At 65.9% G+C, this 17,014-nt stretch carries 17 protein-coding genes; 7 read left to right on the top strand and 10 right to left on the bottom strand.

The genetic code is table 11. The annotated features are described in order from the left end of the window. Positions 1–62 precede the first annotated feature (62 nt). Positions 63–1,058 (top strand): N-acetyl-D-Glu racemase DgcA, encoded by a 996-nt coding sequence (gene dgcA / locus ACVWW6_RS21580; protein ID WP_161534305.1) that lies wholly within the window; start codon positions 63–65, stop codon positions 1,056–1,058. Here dgcA and ACVWW6_RS21575 read toward each other — a convergent pair. Continuing rightward, the gene (locus ACVWW6_RS21575) at positions 1,028–2,224 is read right to left on the bottom strand and encodes an MFS transporter (RefSeq protein WP_456681373.1); all 1,197 of its coding nucleotides are present in this window, start codon (positions 2,222–2,224) and stop codon (positions 1,028–1,030) included. The genes dgcA and ACVWW6_RS21575 overlap by 31 nt on opposite strands. Positions 2,225–2,299: 75 nt before the next feature. Here ACVWW6_RS21575 and ACVWW6_RS21570 point away from each other — a divergent pair, with 75 nt between their 5' ends. Beyond that, on the top strand, positions 2,300–3,709 hold the full coding sequence (locus ACVWW6_RS21570) for a hypothetical protein (RefSeq protein ID WP_456681372.1): 1,410 nt from the start codon (positions 2,300–2,302) through the stop codon (positions 3,707–3,709). Positions 3,710–3,991: 282 nt separating this feature from the next. Here ACVWW6_RS21570 and ACVWW6_RS21565 read toward each other — a convergent pair whose 3' ends face one another. Both ACVWW6_RS21565 and ACVWW6_RS21560 read right to left on the bottom strand, forming a co-directional pair. Beyond that, complete coding sequence (locus ACVWW6_RS21565; protein ID WP_456681371.1) at positions 3,992–4,351, bottom strand: hypothetical protein; 360 nt, start codon at positions 4,349–4,351, stop codon at positions 3,992–3,994. 147 nt (positions 4,352–4,498) lie between these two features. Next, entirely contained in the window at positions 4,499–4,942 is a 444-nt protein-coding gene (locus tag ACVWW6_RS21560; protein WP_060908228.1) for an RbsD/FucU family protein, read from the bottom strand. Between the two features lie 187 nt (positions 4,943–5,129). Here ACVWW6_RS21560 and ACVWW6_RS21555 point away from each other — a divergent pair, with 187 nt between their 5' ends. Next, positions 5,130–6,923, top strand: a complete 1,794-nt coding sequence (locus ACVWW6_RS21555; RefSeq protein WP_456681370.1) for a caspase family protein — start codon at positions 5,130–5,132, stop codon at positions 6,921–6,923. 82 nt (positions 6,924–7,005) lie between these two features. Here ACVWW6_RS21555 and ACVWW6_RS21550 read toward each other — a convergent pair whose 3' ends face one another. The 4 genes from ACVWW6_RS21550 to thiD form a co-directional block, all read right to left on the bottom strand. After that, on the bottom strand, positions 7,006–7,989 hold the full coding sequence (locus ACVWW6_RS21550; RefSeq protein WP_097532231.1) for a threonine/serine dehydratase: 984 nt from the start codon (positions 7,987–7,989) through the stop codon (positions 7,006–7,008). A gap of 63 nt (positions 7,990–8,052) precedes the next feature. Beyond that, a complete protein-coding gene (locus ACVWW6_RS21545; RefSeq protein ID WP_456681369.1) occupies positions 8,053–9,126 on the bottom strand; it encodes a glycosyltransferase family 4 protein in 1,074 nt (357 codons plus the stop codon). Beyond that, positions 9,126–9,938: a UDP-2,3-diacylglucosamine diphosphatase gene (locus ACVWW6_RS21540; RefSeq protein ID WP_456681368.1), complete on the bottom strand. Its 813-nt coding sequence runs from the start codon at positions 9,936–9,938 to the stop codon at positions 9,126–9,128. The genes ACVWW6_RS21545 and ACVWW6_RS21540 overlap by 1 nt, the downstream gene beginning before the upstream one ends. 216 nt (positions 9,939–10,154) lie before the next feature. Next, complete coding sequence (thiD, locus tag ACVWW6_RS21535) at positions 10,155–10,955, bottom strand: bifunctional hydroxymethylpyrimidine kinase/phosphomethylpyrimidine kinase (protein ID WP_011088646.1); 801 nt, start codon at positions 10,953–10,955, stop codon at positions 10,155–10,157. A 309-nt stretch (positions 10,956–11,264) separates the two neighbouring features. On the opposite strand from thiD, the gene ACVWW6_RS21530 reads away from it, so the two are divergent. Both ACVWW6_RS21530 and ACVWW6_RS21525 read left to right on the top strand, forming a co-directional pair. Then, positions 11,265–13,244, top strand: coding sequence for a hybrid sensor histidine kinase/response regulator (locus ACVWW6_RS21530; protein WP_244651813.1), 1,980 nt, complete (start codon positions 11,265–11,267; stop codon positions 13,242–13,244). A gap of 124 nt (positions 13,245–13,368) precedes the next feature. Beyond that, the gene (locus ACVWW6_RS21525) at positions 13,369–13,614 is read left to right on the top strand and encodes an Lrp/AsnC ligand binding domain-containing protein (RefSeq protein WP_014493934.1); all 246 of its coding nucleotides are present in this window, start codon (positions 13,369–13,371) and stop codon (positions 13,612–13,614) included. A 3-nt stretch (positions 13,615–13,617) separates the two neighbouring features. Here ACVWW6_RS21525 and ACVWW6_RS21520 read toward each other — a convergent pair whose 3' ends face one another. Then, positions 13,618–14,541 (bottom strand): c-type cytochrome, encoded by a 924-nt coding sequence (locus ACVWW6_RS21520; protein ID WP_456681367.1) that lies wholly within the window; start codon positions 14,539–14,541, stop codon positions 13,618–13,620. A 154-nt stretch (positions 14,542–14,695) separates the two neighbouring features. On the opposite strand from ACVWW6_RS21520, the gene ACVWW6_RS21515 reads away from it, so the two are divergent. Beyond that, complete coding sequence (locus ACVWW6_RS21515; protein WP_011088650.1) at positions 14,696–15,115, top strand: CHRD domain-containing protein; 420 nt, start codon at positions 14,696–14,698, stop codon at positions 15,113–15,115. A gap of 76 nt (positions 15,116–15,191) precedes the next feature. Here the strand turns inward: ACVWW6_RS21515 and ACVWW6_RS21510 are convergent, their stop codons facing one another. Then, positions 15,192–15,443, bottom strand: a complete 252-nt coding sequence (locus ACVWW6_RS21510) for a hypothetical protein (protein WP_171901080.1) — start codon at positions 15,441–15,443, stop codon at positions 15,192–15,194. Here ACVWW6_RS21510 and ACVWW6_RS21505 point away from each other — a divergent pair. After that, positions 15,426–15,656, top strand: coding sequence for a VF_A0006 family four-cysteine protein (locus ACVWW6_RS21505; RefSeq protein ID WP_231166541.1), 231 nt, complete (start codon positions 15,426–15,428; stop codon positions 15,654–15,656). The genes ACVWW6_RS21510 and ACVWW6_RS21505 overlap by 18 nt on opposite strands. Before the next feature lie 9 nt (positions 15,657–15,665). Here ACVWW6_RS21505 and ACVWW6_RS21500 read toward each other — a convergent pair whose 3' ends face one another. After that, positions 15,666–16,949, bottom strand: a complete 1,284-nt coding sequence (locus tag ACVWW6_RS21500) for a cystathionine gamma-synthase family protein (protein WP_110116661.1) — start codon at positions 16,947–16,949, stop codon at positions 15,666–15,668. Positions 16,950–17,014 lie beyond the last annotated feature (65 nt).

Here is a 17,014-nt window from a genome sequence, read left to right as displayed (position 1 = left end):
CCAACTGGTTAATGTTAGTTGCTAGAGGTAACTAGCAGGTTCAGATTTCGCCAGAGTTCAAAATGACTTCCAGCAAAGTTCCGGCACTTCGGGCGCGAATCGAGCGCTTTCCCATCGCCGGCAGTTTCACCATCAGCCGGGGCGCCAAGACCGAGGCCGTGACTGTTGTGGCCGAAGTGAGCCAGAACGGCCTCACCGGCCGCGGCGAATGCGTGCCCTATCCCCGCTATGGCGAGACCCCCGAGGCAACCCTGGCCGCCGTCCAGGCCATGCAGGCAGCCGTGGCAGGCGGTATCACCCGGCAGGCGCTGCAAGCCGCCATGCCGCCGGGCGCCGCCCGCAACGCGCTGGATTGTGCCCTGATCGACCTCGAGGCCAAGGCGGCGGGCCTGCGGGCCTGGAGCCTGCTGGACCGCCCGATCCCGGGCGAGCGCACCACCGCCTACACGATCTCGCTGGGCACACCCGAGGCCATGGCCGCGGCGACCGCGAAAGCGGCGCACCGGCCGCTGCTCAAGATCAAGCTCGGCGGCGACGGCGACGACGCCCGCATCGCAGCGGTGCGCAAGGCCGCCCCAGAGTCCGAGCTGATCGTGGATGCCAACGAGTCCTGGACCGAGGCCAATCTGGAGCACAATCTCGCCGTTTGCGACGCCGTCGGCGTCACCCTGGTCGAGCAGCCGCTGCCGGCCGGCAAGGACGACGCGCTGGCGCGGATCAAGCGGCCGCTCGTGGTCTGCGCCGACGAGAGCGTGCACGACCGCAGCTCCCTCGCCCCCCTGCGCGAGCGCTACGACGCCGTGAACATCAAGCTCGACAAGACTGGCGGCCTCACCGAGGCGCTTGCGATGGCGGATGCGGCGCAGTCGCTCGGCTTCGAGATCATGATCGGCTGCATGGTCGCAACCTCGCTGTCGATGGCCCCCGCGATGCTGGTGACGCCGCAGGCGCGCTTCGTCGATCTCGACGGCCCGCTGCTGCTGGCGCGCGACCGCGATCACGGCCTGCGCTATGACGACAGCCTGGTCTATCCGCCCTCCCCCTCGCTGTGGGGATGAGCCTTGAGCCGGTGTCGCGCCGACCAGATCACGAGCGCGCCGGCCGCGGCCATCGCGGCCATCACGTAATACAGGCCATCGCCGATGCGGGCGTAGATCGCGCCTGACGCGATCGAGGTGGTTGCGCCCAGCAACCCGTTGCAGGCGGCATAGTAGCCCTGCCCCCGCGCGATCTGATGCGAGGGCACGCGCTGCACCAGCAGATTCATGGTGCCGACCATGGTCATGCCAAAGGAGAGGCCGTGGCCGAGCTGCACGATCGCGAGCAGCGCCAGCGACGGCTCGCTGGCGGTGACGATCCAGCGCACCACGGCGCTCAGTCCCCCGATCGCCATCAGCGAGGACGGATGCAGCGAGAAGCGCGGCGACAGTGCGAACACGACGATCTCGGCGATCACACCCAGCGTCCACAGCCCCGCGATCGTCAGCCCGCCGTGACCATGGAGCTGCCAGGTGATGGCCGAGAACGTGTAAAAGGCGATATGGCTGCTCTGGATCAGCGCCGCCGAGGCGATCACGGCCCAGAAGCCGGCATCGTGCAGCAGCGCCTTGCCGGCATGCGTCTCCGTCGTCCTCCGCCCGAGATCGTCGAGCGGCTGAAGCCGCAGGCTGGCGAGAACCGCAACGACGGCCCACACGACGATCACCCAGATCAGGTCGCGCGCCGCGATGCTGTCGACGAGATAGCCGCAGGCGAGCGAGCCGGCGGCGAACGCCGCCGAGCCCCACAACCGCAAGGGTCCGTAATCGAGTCCGTAACGGGCGACACCGCGCAGCGCATAGGCGTCGGTCAGCGGCATCGTCGGCGTCCACATCATGCAGGTCAGCGCGTAGATCAGGAACAGCGCCAGCGGCTGCTGCTGCAGGCCGACGGCCGCAAATCCGATCGCGGTCGCCAGCACCGACACCATGATGCCGGCGCGAATGGCATGTCGCTTTTCGGCGAAGGCCGCGACCTGCGGCAGCGTGGTGAAGCGCGTGATCGCCGGCAGCGCGTTGATGAGGCCGATCCAGGCCGCGTCGATACCGATCGCCTTCAGCCAAACCGGGAAGAAGGGCATATGCGTGCCCAGGACCGCGAAGAAGGCCGAGTAGAACAGGGCAAGGCTCACGGCGAATCGCCGCTTCACGGCGGCTTGCGTGGGGATTTGTGATTCGCCTGCCATCAAACCAATTGCGATTCGGTCGATATCGTGGTGATCGTTACAGTAACGCGCGGTGATTTGCGCGACGAGATTGTCATGGCCAACGAAGCATTCGCCCTCTCGCCCATGTCTGCCCGCGCGGCCGAGCCGAACGAGCAGGATTACGACGCGATCCGCGAAGCCTTCATGGAGACCGCGCGCGGCCGCTGGTTCCTCGGCGAATATGCCAAGCGCAACCGCAATGCCGACACCAGCATGGTGCTCGATGCGGTCGCCAAAATCGAAGAAACCCTTGCGGCACAGCGACAACCCGTCGTCGAGGACCGCCTGCCCGAGGCGCTGGTCGAGATCCGCCGCGCTGTCCGCGAGGCCGAGACGATCGCGATCGCAGCGTTCGACTCCGCGGCGATCGAGGCGAGCCTTGCCCCGATCCCGCGCGGCGTGCGCATCATCAAGGAGATCTCCTGGCGCTGGCGCGAGATCGGCGCCGACGGGCGAATCTGCGACCTCATTGATTCGCAGCTCGCCTCGATCGAGGCCGCCTGCGGACAGGTTTCGACCCTCGATCCCCGCACCGAGCTCAAGGCCGCATTCGATCTGCTGAGGGATCGGGTCGAGCAGCTCGATGCCGACGGCGACGCAACGCCGCAGGCGACGGCAGTGCGTTCCCCGGCAGCTCCGGTGCAGGAAGCACCGCCGTCCGTCGCAGAAGCTTCGCCTCTCAAGGCCGCGCCCGCCGCGATGGCGAGCGAAACCGCCGTGGCTTTTGAGGAGCCGTCGCAGGACATCACGGTGGCTGCCGAGCCCGAAGCCGCCGCTGAGACGGCCGGCGACGCTGAAGCGTTCGCAATTGCCGAGCAGGCAATGGATGCCGCCGTCGAGCCGGAGATTGCAGCCGAAAGCCCGATCGCGCTCGAAGATGCCGCCCCGGAAGACGCCGCTTTCGAAGAGCCCGTCGCGTTCGCGGAAGTTACCGACGAGTTTTCACTCGACGCCGCCGCGGAAGCCGAGGACGAAGCCGTGCTCGCGGCCATCGCGCTGGAGATGGCCGCGCCCGATCCTGATTTCGACGAGATCATCGAGCCGGTCGAGATGGCAGCGGCCATCCCCGAGCCGATGATCGCGGAGGTCGCCGCGCCCGTTGCTGCCGTGCTTCGGGAGCCGGCCGCGCCGGAACCCGCCGCCGCGCCGATCGTGGAGGCGCACGCAGAAGAAGCGCCGATCGCGATGGAATCGCTGGCGCGCCTCACCAATGCCATCGCGGAAGCCGCCGCCGAAGTGATGGAGCAACCCGCCCCGGCCATGGCGGCCACGGCCTCATTCGCAGCCGCGCCGACCGCGCCGCTGCCGATGCCCTCGCCCTTGTCGGCGTCCTTGTCCGAGTCCTCGCTTGGCGCCACCATCCTCGCCAGCGGCATCCTGCAAAAACCCCGCGCGGCCGCCAACGACCCGCTCGCGCCGATCCGCCGCATGACCCAGGCCGAGAAGATCGCGTTCTTCTCGTAAGGCGGGCGCACACTCTCTCAACATCGTCATTGCGAGCGCAGCGAAGCAATCCAGAGTCTTTCCGCGGCCACAGTATGGATTGCTTCGCTCCACTCGCAATGGAGGCGCCGTTGGCCCCGTCATCCTGCGGTGCGAGCCTTGCGATGCGAAGCATGGCAAGCCGAGCCTCGAAGGATGAACGGCCCCGATGCAGCCGGGCCGTCGCCCTTCGAGGCTCGCCGAAGAGGCGAGCACCTCAGGGTGACGGTGATAGATGGACGCTCGCAATGGTGACGATCAGCATCACCCGCAATTCCACACCGCGCCGATCGGTGTCCGCGTCCAGCACGGGCCAAAGCTGCCGCCATTGTAGCGGCCGCCGCCGAAGCCGGGGCGGCCGAAATAATGCCACTCGCCATCCCAGCGATAATACTGGGGAACCGGATCGATGTACCAGTGGCGCCGGTCGTTGCGCGCAAGGCGGCGCATCGCGTCCTTCTGCTTATAGAGCGGAATGCTGTTGCTCAGCGGCTGGCGATAGCCCGGCAGGAAGCCGTAGCCGTGCCAGACCGGCTTGGGGCGCTTTTGAGCGGGCTCGGCGGGCGCGACGGCCGGCAGCAGAGACAGGATGACAGCAATGAATAGACACATAAGGCGCGACATGGATTGACCATAGACAGCCGGTTGCGAGATGACCATTCAAATTCGAGTGCAGAACTGTTTGCAGCCATGCGCAGGAAATCGCAGACGGGAATTGCGTCACACCCTGCGTGAGGAGCGGCGATCTGTTGATCGAACGCAAGGCGTCCGCTAACCGATCACGCCCTTGCGGATCAGGAAGCATCCATAGCCCCTGCTGTCCCCGACCTGCACGACGCCAAAGCCCGCCGCCGCCGCGCGATAGAAATCTGGACGCGCCAGCTTGCCGGGAGCGACAGTGCGGCCGGCGGCGCGCTCGATTTCCGCGAGCACCGCGCGCTGCACGTCGGGCACGCGATCGGGATCGTCCACCGGCATCATCACGCGCACCGGATCAGGATCGAAATCGTCGAGCGGATAGACCGACATGATGGCGCGGGCGGCGGTCTCCATGCGCATGCCCGGCAGCTGGATCAGGCGCAGCGAGGATGTCGCAGCGGCGATACGCGTTGCCGGATGATTGGCGTCGACGAAAACGAGGTCGTCGCCATGGCCCATCGAGGCCAGGAGCCAGAGCAGGTCGGGCGTCAGGATCGGATCGATCGATTTCAGCATGTGACGGCATTTCCCCTGAAGGCTTGTCTTTCGCCGGCGAAACCGGCCATTCACCATAGCAGGTTCCAAGCGTGATTCAGATCACGCTGCCACCCATGGTGACAGGGATCACGGACCCCGGGCTCGAACGCGGCCAGGCTTCCTCGCAACCAATCTCGCATCGAGATCAGTGCCAGAGGAGCACGCCATGTTCCGCCTAAAGCCTTTCCTGATGACTGCAGGCCTCCTGGGAAGCCTGCTCGGCTTTGCCTGCGGGCCTGTTTCCGCGCAAGTCGCCCCGGTCGAGCCGGCCCCCACCGCGCTGCAAGGCCCTGAGCAGCGGGTGGCGCTGGTGATCGGCAATTCGAACTACCAGAACGCGCCGCAGCTCCAAAACCCCGACAACGACGCCGAGTCGATGGCGAAGTTCCTGAATTCGGCCGGCTTCGAGGTGGTCGCCGCGACCGACCTCACGCAGAACGACATGCTCCGCGTGGTGCAGGACTTTTCCGCCAAAGTCTCCGCGCGCGGTCCGAACACGGTGGCGATGGTCTATTACGCCGGTCACGGCGTGCAGCTCGCCGGCGAGAACTATCTCGTTCCCGTCGACGCCAGGGTCTCGAGCCCGACCGAGCTCGTCAACAATTCGGTGCGTCTGGTCGACGTGATGTCGACGCTGGAGACGATCCCGAGCCGCATGCGCATCGTCATCCTCGATGCCTGCCGCAACAACCCCTTCCCCTCCGTGAACGATGCCGGCCGCGGCTTGGCAATCGTCGATGCGCCGAACGGCTCGATCGTGGGTTACTCGACCGCGCCGGGCGCCGAGGCACTCGACGGCACCGGCGGCCACAGCCCCTACACCCAGGCCTTCCTGAACGTCGCGCGCGAGCCCAACGTGCCGATCGAGCAGCTGTTCAAGCGCGTGCGCCTCGCAGTGAACCAGACCACGAGCGGTGCGCAGATCCCGTGGGAGAGCTCTTCGCTGACGTCGGACTTCACCTTCTTCGGCGACACCGCCGTCGCAGCCAGCCGCGCCCCCGTGAATGCGCCCGTCGTGCAGATGGCCTCCAACCTGCCGAGCCGCTCGACGCGCCAGGCCTATGACTACGTCGTGTCAGAGGGACGGCCGGAGTACTATCAGGAGTTCATCCAGATGTACCCGCACGACCCGCTGTGCGATCACATCCGCTGGCTGCTCAACAACCTCCTGCTCACGCAGGCCTGGCACAAGGCGGTGCTCGCGAACTCGCCGCTCGGCTACCAGACCTTCTACGACAGCTATGGCAACAGCCCCTACGCCGTGTCCGCGCTGAAGCTCGCCGCGCAGCCGAAGCTGATCCCGCTGATGCAGGCGACGAAGTTCATGGCCCCGCAGAACATTGCGCCGACCTTCAAGATCGGCAATCTCGGCCAGCCCAAATACATGCCGCTGCAGCAGGGCAATGGCGGTGGTCAGATCAACGGAAATCTGCCGGTCGTGCAGAAGCCCGTGGACGGCAACGTCATCGGCAAGCTCGGCAATGGCGGCCAGATCGTCAACCTGCCGGCCGGCAACAACCAGCCGAACGGCACGCCGTCGCAGCCCCCGGGCAAGATCGTCACCCTGCCAGCGCCGACCAACACCACCAACAACAATGGCGGCATCGGCAAGATCGTGACGCTGCCCGCGACCAACAACACGCCGAACGCCGGCAATGGCACCGGCACCCCCGGCAAGATCGTGAGCATGCCGGTGAATGTCGGTAAGGGCGGTTCAACGTTCGAGACCAAGCCGGTCAATATTCAGACTCAGAACAACCCGATCCGCATCAACAACGGCGTGAATCTCAACAACAGCCCGGTGAACAAGGTGCAGGTCCAGAACACCCAGCAGAACAACCGCCCGCAGTTCAATACGACCAACCGCATGGTCAACAACGGCGGCAACAACTTCCGGCAGTCGATGAACCAGGCGCCCGCCACGAGCGGCGGCAACAATCTCCGCGGCTTCATGCACTGATCGCGGCAAGAAGCGCAGACGACAAAGGGGCGGAGCAGTGATGCTCCGCCCCTACGCATGTCAGGAAATAAGGCGAGAAGAATCAGGCCACGAGCTCGGCGAACAGATCGGCATCGACATTGCCGCCGGAGAGGACGATGACGACGTTCTTGCCGGCGACGTCGAGACGCCCCGCGAGCAGCGCGGCAAGGCCGACGGCCCCTCCCGGCTCCACCACCAGCTTCAGCTCGCGATAGGCGAACGCCACCGCCGCACCGACTTCCTTGTCCGATGCGGTGACGCCGCGCGCGAGCAGCTTGCTGTTGATCGCAAATGTCATCTCGCCGGGGATCAGCGCCATCAGCGCGTCGCAGATGGTGCGGCCCGCCGGCCCATGCGGCTCGCGATGGCCGGCGGTCAGCGAAAGGCCGTGATCGTCGAACGCCTCCGGCTCGGCAACCACGACCTGCGCCAGCGGATATCGCGCCTTGATCGCGGTCGCGACGCCGGCGATCAGGCCGCCGCCGGAGGCCGGTGCCACCACGATGTCGGGGCTAAGGCCCAGCGTTGCCATGTCGTCCGCGATCTCCCGGCCGGCGGTGCCTTGGCCAGCGATCACGAAGGGATCGTCATACGGCCTGACCAGCGTCGCGCCGCGCTTCTCGGCGATGCCGCGCGAGATCGCCTCGCGGTCGTCGCGATCGCGGTCGTACAGCACGACCTCGGCGCCGTAGGATTTGGTGCGCTCGCGCTTGGACAGCGGCGCGTCCGCGGGCATCACGATGGTCGCCTGCATGTCGAGGATCTTGGCCGCGGCCGCCACGCCCTGGGCATGGTTGCCGGAGGAGAAGGCCACGACGCCGCCGGCGCGCTTGTCCTGCGGGATCGAGGCGACCTTGTTGAAGGCGCCACGGAACTTGAAGGAGCCGGTGCGCTGGAGCATCTCCGGCTTCAGGAACACTTTTGCGCCGACGCGCTCGTTGAGCACGGGAAAGGACAACAGCGGGGTGCGGATGGCGAAGGGCGCGATCACGCGTGCTGCGGCATCGATATCGGCGGGGCCGATCGGAAGGGGCTGTTCGGTCATACTCAACCTTATCGCGCCCATTGAGCGACGGGCAAGACACCTCCCCGCGAGGATTTTTCTTCTTCAGGCGACGAAGCGTGGCTGTTCCGCGCCGTTCCGGCCGGGCAGCACCGCGCCGACCGCCTTTATGCTGTCGATAAAGGCCCTCGCCGAGGCTTCCCAAGTGTAATTGGCAGCGAATTCGACGCAATCCTGCCGGGAGATGCCGAGCGCGGTGAAGCAGGCATTGCGCAGATCGTGATCGAGGGCCCCGACCGGCGCATCGCCGATCACGTCGCGGGGGCCCTTCACCGGGAAGGCCGCGACCGGCAGCCCGCTTGCCAGCGCCTCGAGCAGGACCAGGCCGAACGTGTCGGTCTTGCTGGGGAACACGAAGACGTCGGCGGCCGCGTAGATGTCCGCCAGCGCCTCGCCGTGCTTCTCGCCGAGGAAGATCGCGTCGGGATAGGCCTCTTCGAGCGAAGCCCGCGCCGGGCCGTCGCCGACGACCACCTTGGTGCCCGGCAGCTCGAGGTCGAGGAACGCCTCGAGATTCTTCTCCACCGCGACGCGGCCGACCGAGAGGAACACCGGGGTCGGCAGGCAGAGATCGATCGCGCGGGGATGGAACAGATGCGTGTCGACGCCGCGCGGCCACAGCACGACATTGGCAAAGCCGCGCTCGGTCAGCTCGCGGGCGAGCGCCGGGGTCGCCGCCATCACGGCGCGGCTGGGCGCATGGAAGCGACGCAGCGCCCGCCAGATCAGGGATTCCGGAACCGGCACACGGGCGCGGACATATTCAGGGAAGCGGGTGTGGAAGCTGGTCGTGAACGGCAGCTTGCGCTGGCGGCAATAGCGGCGGACCATCAGGCCGATCGGCCCTTCGGTCGCGATATGGATGCTGTCGGGACGGGCTTCCGCGATCAGCTTGGCGATCCGCGCCGGACGCGGCATCGCGAGCCGCACGTCGCGATAGCTCGGCATCGCGAAGGTGCGGAACGATTGCGGCGTCAGGAAATTGAACTCGACGCCAAGACCTTCAACGCTAAGACCTTCAACGTTAAGCCCTTTGGCGGCGTCAGCAAGCTTGGTTAGCGTCCGAACCACACCGTTGACTTGCGGGTGCCAGGCGTCGGTCGCGACCAGGATGCGCATCAAGCGGCCCTTGCTGCGACCTGCGGGACGGCCGCCGGCTTTTGCGCCTGATCCGCCCAGGTGATGATCTCGAAATGGCCGTCGTCGTGCTCGACCAGCGCGGTGCAGCTCTCCACCCAGTCGCCGCAGTTCATGTAGCGGATGCCGGCCTCGTCGCGGATCACGGCATAGTGGATGTGGCCGCAGATCACGCCGTCGGCGTCGTGACGGCGCGCTTCGGCGGCAAGCGCCTGCTCGAACGCGCCGATATAGTTGACGGCGTTCTTGACCTTCTGCTTGGCCCATTGCGACAGCGACCAATAGGGCACCTTGAACATGCGCCGGAAGAAGTTGACGAAGCGATTCATCTGGATCGCGAAGTCGTAGGCCTTGTCGCCGAGATGGGCGAGCCAGCGCGCGTTCTGCACCACGAGGTCGAAGATGTCGCCGTGGATGACGAGATAGCGCTTGCCGTCCACGCCGGTGTGGACGGTGTTCTCGACCACGTCGATGCCGCCGAAATGCGTACCGTAATAGTTGCGCAGGAACTCGTCGTGATTGCCGGGGATGTAGATCACCTTGACACCCTTGCGCGCCTTGCGCAAAAGCTTCTGCACGAGGTCGTTATGCGATTGCGGCCAGTGCCAGCTCGATTTCAGCGCCCAGCCGTCGACGATGTCGCCGACGAGATAGATCGTCTCGGCGTCATGGTAGCGCAGGAAGTCCAACAGAAGGTCGGCTTGTGAACCGCGGGCTCCGAGATGAACGTCGGAGATGAACAAGGTGCGAAAGCGCCTTTCAGGGCTTTCGTCACTCACATCGTAGCTTCCCATGCGACAGCCTGTAACAATATCCCGTGACAGGGGGATGACCGATTGAACCTTTGAGGCACCCTCAGATACGAATCAAACCTCGCCTCGCCCTCCCCGCGAATATCAGTCGCATGCGACAATCAGGCGACACGAAGCGGCCATGGCTGTCCGCAAAAGCCCGGTCCCCGTCGCCTTGTTGGTTAACGGCCGGGGCCGGCGCGCAGCTCGAAGCCGGCGTCAGTAAAATTTGTGAAAATGATGGATCGGCCCGTGGCCGTGGCCGACGCCGAAGCGGTCGGCAGCGGCAATCGCGGCGCTGATCCAGGCCTTGGCGTTGCGCACCGCCTGCTCGAGAGTCTCGCCCTTGGCGAGACCCGCTGCCACGGCGGAGGACAGCGAACAGCCGGTGCCATGGGTGTTTTTGGTCGCGACGCGGGGCGCGGCGAGCGCGATCGTGCTTTCGGACGTGACGAGATAGTCGATGCTCTCGGCGCCCTCGCCGTGTCCGCCCTTGATCAGGACCGCACGGCAGCCGAGCGCCAGCAGCCGGCGCCCCTGGCCTTCGATCCCGGCCTCGCTGGCCGCGGCGGGCTCGCCGAGGAGAGCTGCCGCCTCCGGCAGGTTCGGCGTGATCACCGAGGCCAGCGGCATCAGTCGCATGCGCAGGGCTTCCACGGCTTCGGACGCCAGCAGGCGGTCGCCCGATGTCGCGACCATCACGGGATCGAGCACCACATGGCGCGGCTTCCAGTGCGCCAGCGCGGCTGCGATCGCATCGATGCTGGCGGCCTGGGCCACCATGCCGATCTTCACCGCGCCGACGTCGAGATCGGAGAACACCGCATCGATCTGCGCGGTGACGAAATCAGCCGGCACCGCATGAATGCCGGTGACGCCGCGCGTGTTCTGCGCCGTCAGCGCCGTGATCGCGGAGGCGCCGTAGACGCCGAGCGCCGCGAAGGTCTTCAGATCCGCCTGGATGCCGGCGCCGCCGCTTGAATCGGAACCTGCAATGGTGAGAGCCACGGGCGTCGTCATCGCCGGATACATTGGTTTGAGAGGGACACCGCCATGCCTGTCCTAGCGTGCCGCGGATGCGCCAGCAAGCCGGGCCGGCCGCGGGCGCCGCGACGAGCTAACCTATGCCGGTCCGGCCCCGGCGAATCAGCCGGATAAAGGCCCGGCCGCCTTGTCGTCCCGCGAGTGTGCACATCCCGCGAAAATATGCCTTCGGCATAGCCCGGCCTTGGCGCCCATCCCGGCGAGTGAGACGTTTATTGGCGGATTCGTCCAGCGATGCCATGTTGCGGGCCGGCCCCGGCCGCAATCCTCTCGGGAAGCAATCACATGTTGGCCTACCTCGAACGTATCCTCGACTCCTCGATGCTCTCCCCGCACGGCATCTGCCTGCTCTGGGAGCCCGAGCTGATATGGCTGCATGTCGTTTCGGATGCCTGCATTGCGCTTGCGTATTTCTCGATCCCGTTTGCACTCGCGATCCTCGTCACCAAGCGGCGCGACCTCGAATTCGGGTGGGTCTTCTGGGCGTTCGCCGTCTTCATCATGGCGTGCGGCCTGACGCATGTGCTGTCAATCTACACGCTCTGGGTGCCCGTCTACGGCGTCGAGGGCATCGTCAAGGCGCTCACCGCCGTGGCGTCGGTCATCACCGCGGGAGCGCTCTGGCCGCTTCTGCCGAAGATCCTGACCATCCCCTCGCCGTTCGAGCTCCGGCAGGTCCAGGCCGCGCTCGAGGAGGAGGAGAGCAAGAACCGGGATGCGGCCCAGCTCCTCGGCCAGGTTCGTGAAGCCCAGCGCGCGCTGCGCGAGAGCATGACACGCCTCACCGCCGTCGTCGAGACCGCGGTCGACGGCGTCATCCTGTTCGACGCGCAAGCCCGCATTCTCCTGTTCAATCCCGCCTGCGAACGGTTGTTCGGCTATCGCGCCGACGAGGTCATGAATCTCGACATCGGTATGCTAATGTCCAATGAGGAGAGGCCCTCATCCACGGGTCATACGCTGCGCATCGCAACCGGGGAAGCCGCCGGTGTGCGCAAGGACGGATCGACCTTTCCGATGGATCTGTCGGTGGGCCAGGCGTGGCAGGACGGCGAGCTGATCTACGTCGGCATCGTCCACGACCTGACCACGCGCAAGCTGACCGAGCAGCAGCTCCAGCAGGCGCAGAAGATGGAGACGGTCGGCCAGCTCTCCGGCGGCATCGCCCACGACTTCAACAATCTGCTCACCGTCATCATCGGCAACGCGGAGTTTCTCAGCGAGCAGCTCAGGGCCCGTCCCGACCTCAGGCGCTTCGCCGACGACATCTGCCAGTCGGGCGAACGCGGTGCGGAGCTGACGCAGCGGCTGCTGGCGTTCAGCCGGCGCCAATTGCTGCAACCCCGCGCGATCGAGTGCCGCGAGCTCTTGACCTCCATGCACAAGCTGCTCAAGCGCACCTTGCGCGAAAACATCGAGATCACGACGGCGTTCGGCGCCGGCTCCATCCTCGCCTTCGCCGACCGCGCCCAGCTCGAATCCGCCGTGCTCAATCTCGCGCTCAACGCGCAGGACGCCATGCCGGCGGGCGGGCATCTCACCCTCAGCACCGAGCTCACCGCGATCGACGAGCACTATCGCGTCCAGCATCCGGAGGTGGAGTCCGGCAGCTACGCCCTGATCTCGATCACCGATGACGGCGAGGGCATGACGCCTGACGTCATCGAGCGCGCCTTCGAGCCGTTCTTCACCACCAAGGAGGTCGGCAAGGGCTCGGGCCTCGGCCTCAGCATGGTCTACGGCTTCGCCAAGCAATCAGGCGGACACGTCTCGATCTACAGCGAGCCGGGCCTCGGCACGACGGTCCGCATCTACCTGCCGCATGCCGGCGGCGAGCAGTCGCTCGCCGACATCGAGGCGCGCGAGGAGGCTGCGCCCCGGGGGCACGAAACGATCCTGGTCGCCGAGGACGATCCGTTCGTCCGCTCCTCCGTCACGCTGCGCGTGGAGGCGCTGGGATATCGCGTGGTCGCGGCCGTCAACGGCAAGGAGGCCCTGCAGCAGCTTCGCACCAACCCGGCCATCGACCTCCTGTTCACCGACATCGTGATGCCCGGCGGAATGAGCGGCTGGGAGCTCGCCGACCAGGCCCGGCGCATCCGGCCCGGACTCCCGGTCGTGTTCTCCTCCGGCTATGCCCTGGAGACGCTGGTCGAGCAGGGCCGCGCGCACGCGCAATCGATCGTCCTGACCAAGCCCTATCGCAATGCCGAGCTGGCCCGGCGGCTCAGGGAGGCGTTTGCCGGCGCGCCCCTGCCCTCCTAGAGGGCCTTGTAGAGGGGCTTGGCCAGGACCAATCCTTCCGGCAGCCACGAGGCGGCAAGTTCGCTTGCCAAGCCCCCCCGGTTTTGGCCTATTAGCCGCCAGATATGCCTTCGGAGTGACTGCAATGGTTCCCTTTTTCGTCCAGATCAAATGCAAGCTCGGCCAGTCCTATACGGTCGCCAATGCGCTCGCCGAAGCCGAGATCGCCTCCGAGATCTACTCCACGGCCGGCCATTACGACCTGCTGGTGAAGTTCTACGTCGACAAGGACACCGACATCGGCCACTTCATCAACGAAAAGGTGCAGGTGCTGCCCGGCATCCAGGACACGCTCACCATCATCACCTTCAAGGCGTTCGGCGCGAGCTAGCCTCTAACCAGCATCCTTGCGTTTCGGGCGCGGCGGTCCGTCCACCGGCGGCAGCGACTTGAGGTAATCCGCCATCGCCGCAATGTCCTCATCCGACAATTGCGAGGTGTTCTTGATCACGCGCGCCATCGCGCCGCCGGCGCTGTCGCCCTCGGGCAATTCGCCGGTCTTCAGGAAATTGGCGATATCCTTCACGCTCCATTCGCCGATGCCCTTTTGCGTGATGTTCGGCACCCACCCCTCGCCTTCCGGATTGGGCCCGCCGGCGAAACGCTGCGCGGTGATGATGCCGCCGAGCAGATTGCGCGGGCTGTGACACTCCGCGCAATGGCCGAAGCCGTTGACGAGATAGGCGCCGCGATTCCATTGCGGCGAGTGCGTCGCGCCCGCGACGAACGGCCCGCTCTGCATGAACAGCAATTTCCAGATGCCGACATTGCGGCGGATGTTGAAGGGAAACGGCAGGTCGTGGTCGCGCACCCTGCCGGACACCGGCGGCAGCGTCTTCAGATAGGCGAAGAGATCGCGAACGTCCTCCACCTTCGCCAGATGATAGGACGTGTAGGGAAATGCCGGGAAGTAGTGCTGGCCCTCGGGCGACACGCCGCGCATCACGGCGCTGACGAATTCGGTCTCGCTCCAGCGCCCGATGCCGTCGGCGGCATCGGGGGAAATGTTGGGCACGTAGAACGTGCCGAATGGCGAGCCGAACGCCAGGCCCCCGCCGAGCCGCAAGCGGTCGGGCTGGTTGGGCACGGCATGGCAGGAGGAGCATCCGCCGGCATTGAAGATCTCCTGCCCGTTGGCAAGATCCGGCGCCCGGGATGGCAACGGCACGGCCGATGCGGCCGGCGCCGTCAGCCACCAATAGACGCCGAAGCCTGCAACGGCAGCGATCAGCATGACAAGAATTGTTCGTCGCAGCATCGAGGTATCCCGTGGAGATCGGCCGAACTTACGGATTCGCCGGTGGCCGCTCCAGCCACGAATAATTTAGATGGTTTGAGCTCGATCCGGGAATAAACTCCTGCGCGCACTGTTTGCAAGTTGACCGCAATCAGACGTCAACAGGGAGAGACCCATGAACAAAGCAATTTTTGCCACGCTGGCACTCGGAGCTGCCGTCGCGTTCGCCGCCCCGGCCAGCGCGGAGAAACTGAAGGCGACGCTGGACGGCAAGTCCGAGGTGCCCGCCACCACCACCAGCGGCACCGGAACGGCCGATCTCGACTATGACGCCGCCAGCAAGAAGCTCTCCTGGAAGGTGACCTATTCCGGCCTCTCCGGCCCCGCCACCGCCGCTCATTTCCACGGGCCCGCCGAGGCCGGCAAGAACGCCGGCGTAGCGATCGCGATCCCGAATGCGACGTCGAGCCCGGTCGAGGGCTCTGCGACGCTGACCGACGCGCAGGCCGCCGATCTGCTGGCCGGCAAGCTCTACGTCAACATCCACACGGCGGCGAACCCGGGCGGCGAGATCCGCGGCCAGGTGACGAAGTAAGCGAAAACGCGGCTTCGTCGCGGAAAGGCCGGACGCAGGGAGGGAGCGTCCGGCCTTTTCGATTCGGGCGAGGACCTTAACGTGCGGGAATGTCCGAACCTCGTGCCTTGCCAGCCTCGCGCGTTCCGCCGTAAACTTCGGCCTCACCAATCTCCAGAGTGGCACCGTGCGGCTCGTTTCCAGCGTTCTCGATCGGCCCGGCGACGCCGGCATCAGAAGATCGGCGCGCGCGCCGTGGCACGTTGTGCCAGGCCTCGTCGCCGCCGGAGCGTTTCTTTGCTTCTTCGGACCGGTGCTCGCGCAGAGCGACATGGAAAAGCAAGCTCAATGCGAGCTGTCCGCAATCCGCGATACACGATCGCCCCTTGCCGTGCAGTACATCCGCTCCGCCTGCAACTGGCTCGTCGTCAACGGCGATTCCCTGTTGAACGCATCCAGCAAGGGCTATTACGTCTGCCTCGTGCGGCAGCTCTCGGGCGCGCAGAGCAACGAGGCTGCCGCGGCGATCATGTCGGCATGCCGCGCGTCCAATCCGCTTTGATCCCCCCGCTCAAGCCGCGTTCAGCGCCTGCGCGAGGTCCGCGATCAGATCCGACGGGTTCTCGATGCCGATCGACAACCGGATCGTGGAATCGAGCACGCCGATCTTCTGGCGGATGTCGGCGGGAACGCCGGAATGGGTCATCGTCGCCGGCAGGCTGGCCAGCGACTCCGTGCCGCCGAGGCTCACCGCCAGCTTGAGGATTTGCAGCGCGTTGAGGAATTTGACCGCGGCCTCCTTGCCGCCGGCGATGTCGAACGAGAACGTCGATCCCGCCCCCAGGCACTGCCTCGCAAACACACGCCCCGCCGGCGATGCCTCCTCGTGATGACCGAGATAGTGGACCTTGGCCACCTTGGGATGATCGCGCAAATAAGCCGCCACGAGGCGCGCATTCGCATCGGCTTTTTCCATGCGCAGGCTCAGCGTCTCGAGCGAGCGGTTGATCATCCAGCAGGAATGCGGATCGAGCTGGGTGCCGATGGCGCCGCGCAGCGCCTTGATGCCCTTCATGATCGCCTTCGCGCCGAGCGCGGCGCCCGCGATCAGGTCGGAGTGACCGCCGACATATTTGGTCAGCGAGTACAGCGAAAGGTCCGCGCCATGCTCGATCGGCCGCTGAAACACCGGCCCGAGCAGCGTATTGTCGCAGGCGATGATCGGCGTATGCCCCTGGGCCTTTCCGATCGCGTCGGCGATGCGGCGGATCATCGCGACGTCGACGAGGCCATTGGTCGGGTTGGCCGGGGTCTCGATCAGGATCATCGAAACCCGGCCCTTGCCCATCGCCTCCTCCGAGGCCTGCTTGACCGCCGCCTCGTCGATGCCGTCGGCAAAGCCGATAGCGCCGATCGACAGGCGCGCAAGCGTGTTGGTCAGCAGGGTTTCCGTCCCGCCATAGAGCGGCTGGGAGTGCAGGATGACGTCGCCGGGGCGCACGAAGGCGAGGATCGTGGTTGCGATGGCCGCCATGCCGGAGGAGAACAGCGCGCAGCTCTCGGTGCGCTCATAGACCGCGAGCCTGTCCTCGACGATTTCGCTGTTGGGGTGGTTGAAGCGCGAATAGACCAGGCCCGCGCCCATCCCCTCCGGCGGCTCGCGCCGGCCGGCGACGTAGTCGAAGAAGTCCTGCCCGTCTTCGGCGGTCTTGAACACGAAGGTCGAGGTCAGGAACACCGGCGGCTTGATGGCGCCTTCCGACAGTTGCGGATCATAGCCATAGGTCAGCATCAGCGTTTCCGGATGCAGCATATGGTTGCCGATGTGGGTCTTCGACGGAAAGGGTTTTACCATGGCCAGTCTCGCTGTTGACTAGGATCCGCGCCGCGCGTTGGAACTCCAAACATCGTGAGGCAATC

Source organism: Bradyrhizobium sp. USDA 3311, assembly GCF_054062495.1.
Note: the sequence above shows the minus strand (reverse complement) of the source record. Positions and strands in the feature narration are given on the sequence as shown.

Bases quoted from the DNA above. Each gene is read 5' to 3' on its own strand.
- dgcA (WP_161534305.1), top strand. From the start codon at position 63: ATGACTTCCAGCAAAGTTCCGGCACTTCGGGCGCGAATCGAGCGCTTT.
- ACVWW6_RS21575 (WP_456681373.1), bottom strand. From the start codon at position 2,224: ATGGCAGGCGAATCACAAATCCCCACGCAAGCCGCCGTGAAGCGGCGA.
- ACVWW6_RS21570 (WP_456681372.1), top strand. From the start codon at position 2,300: ATGGCCAACGAAGCATTCGCCCTCTCGCCCATGTCTGCCCGCGCGGCC.
- ACVWW6_RS21565 (WP_456681371.1), bottom strand. From the start codon at position 4,351: ATGTCGCGCCTTATGTGTCTATTCATTGCTGTCATCCTGTCTCTGCTG.
- ACVWW6_RS21560 (WP_060908228.1), bottom strand. From the start codon at position 4,942: ATGCTGAAATCGATCGATCCGATCCTGACGCCCGACCTGCTCTGGCTC.
- ACVWW6_RS21555 (WP_456681370.1), top strand. From the start codon at position 5,130: ATGTTCCGCCTAAAGCCTTTCCTGATGACTGCAGGCCTCCTGGGAAGC.
- ACVWW6_RS21550 (WP_097532231.1), bottom strand. From the start codon at position 7,989: ATGACCGAACAGCCCCTTCCGATCGGCCCCGCCGATATCGATGCCGCA.
- ACVWW6_RS21545 (WP_456681369.1), bottom strand. From the start codon at position 9,126: ATGCGCATCCTGGTCGCGACCGACGCCTGGCACCCGCAAGTCAACGGT.
- ACVWW6_RS21540 (WP_456681368.1), bottom strand. From the start codon at position 9,938: ATGGGAAGCTACGATGTGAGTGACGAAAGCCCTGAAAGGCGCTTTCGC.
- thiD (WP_011088646.1), bottom strand. From the start codon at position 10,955: ATGACGACGCCCGTGGCTCTCACCATTGCAGGTTCCGATTCAAGCGGC.
- ACVWW6_RS21530 (WP_244651813.1), top strand. From the start codon at position 11,265: ATGTTGGCCTACCTCGAACGTATCCTCGACTCCTCGATGCTCTCCCCG.
- ACVWW6_RS21525 (WP_014493934.1), top strand. From the start codon at position 13,369: ATGGTTCCCTTTTTCGTCCAGATCAAATGCAAGCTCGGCCAGTCCTAT.
- ACVWW6_RS21520 (WP_456681367.1), bottom strand. From the start codon at position 14,541: ATGCTGCGACGAACAATTCTTGTCATGCTGATCGCTGCCGTTGCAGGC.
- ACVWW6_RS21515 (WP_011088650.1), top strand. From the start codon at position 14,696: ATGAACAAAGCAATTTTTGCCACGCTGGCACTCGGAGCTGCCGTCGCG.
- ACVWW6_RS21505 (WP_231166541.1), top strand. From the start codon at position 15,426: ATGGAAAAGCAAGCTCAATGCGAGCTGTCCGCAATCCGCGATACACGA.
- ACVWW6_RS21500 (WP_110116661.1), bottom strand. From the start codon at position 16,949: ATGGTAAAACCCTTTCCGTCGAAGACCCACATCGGCAACCATATGCTG.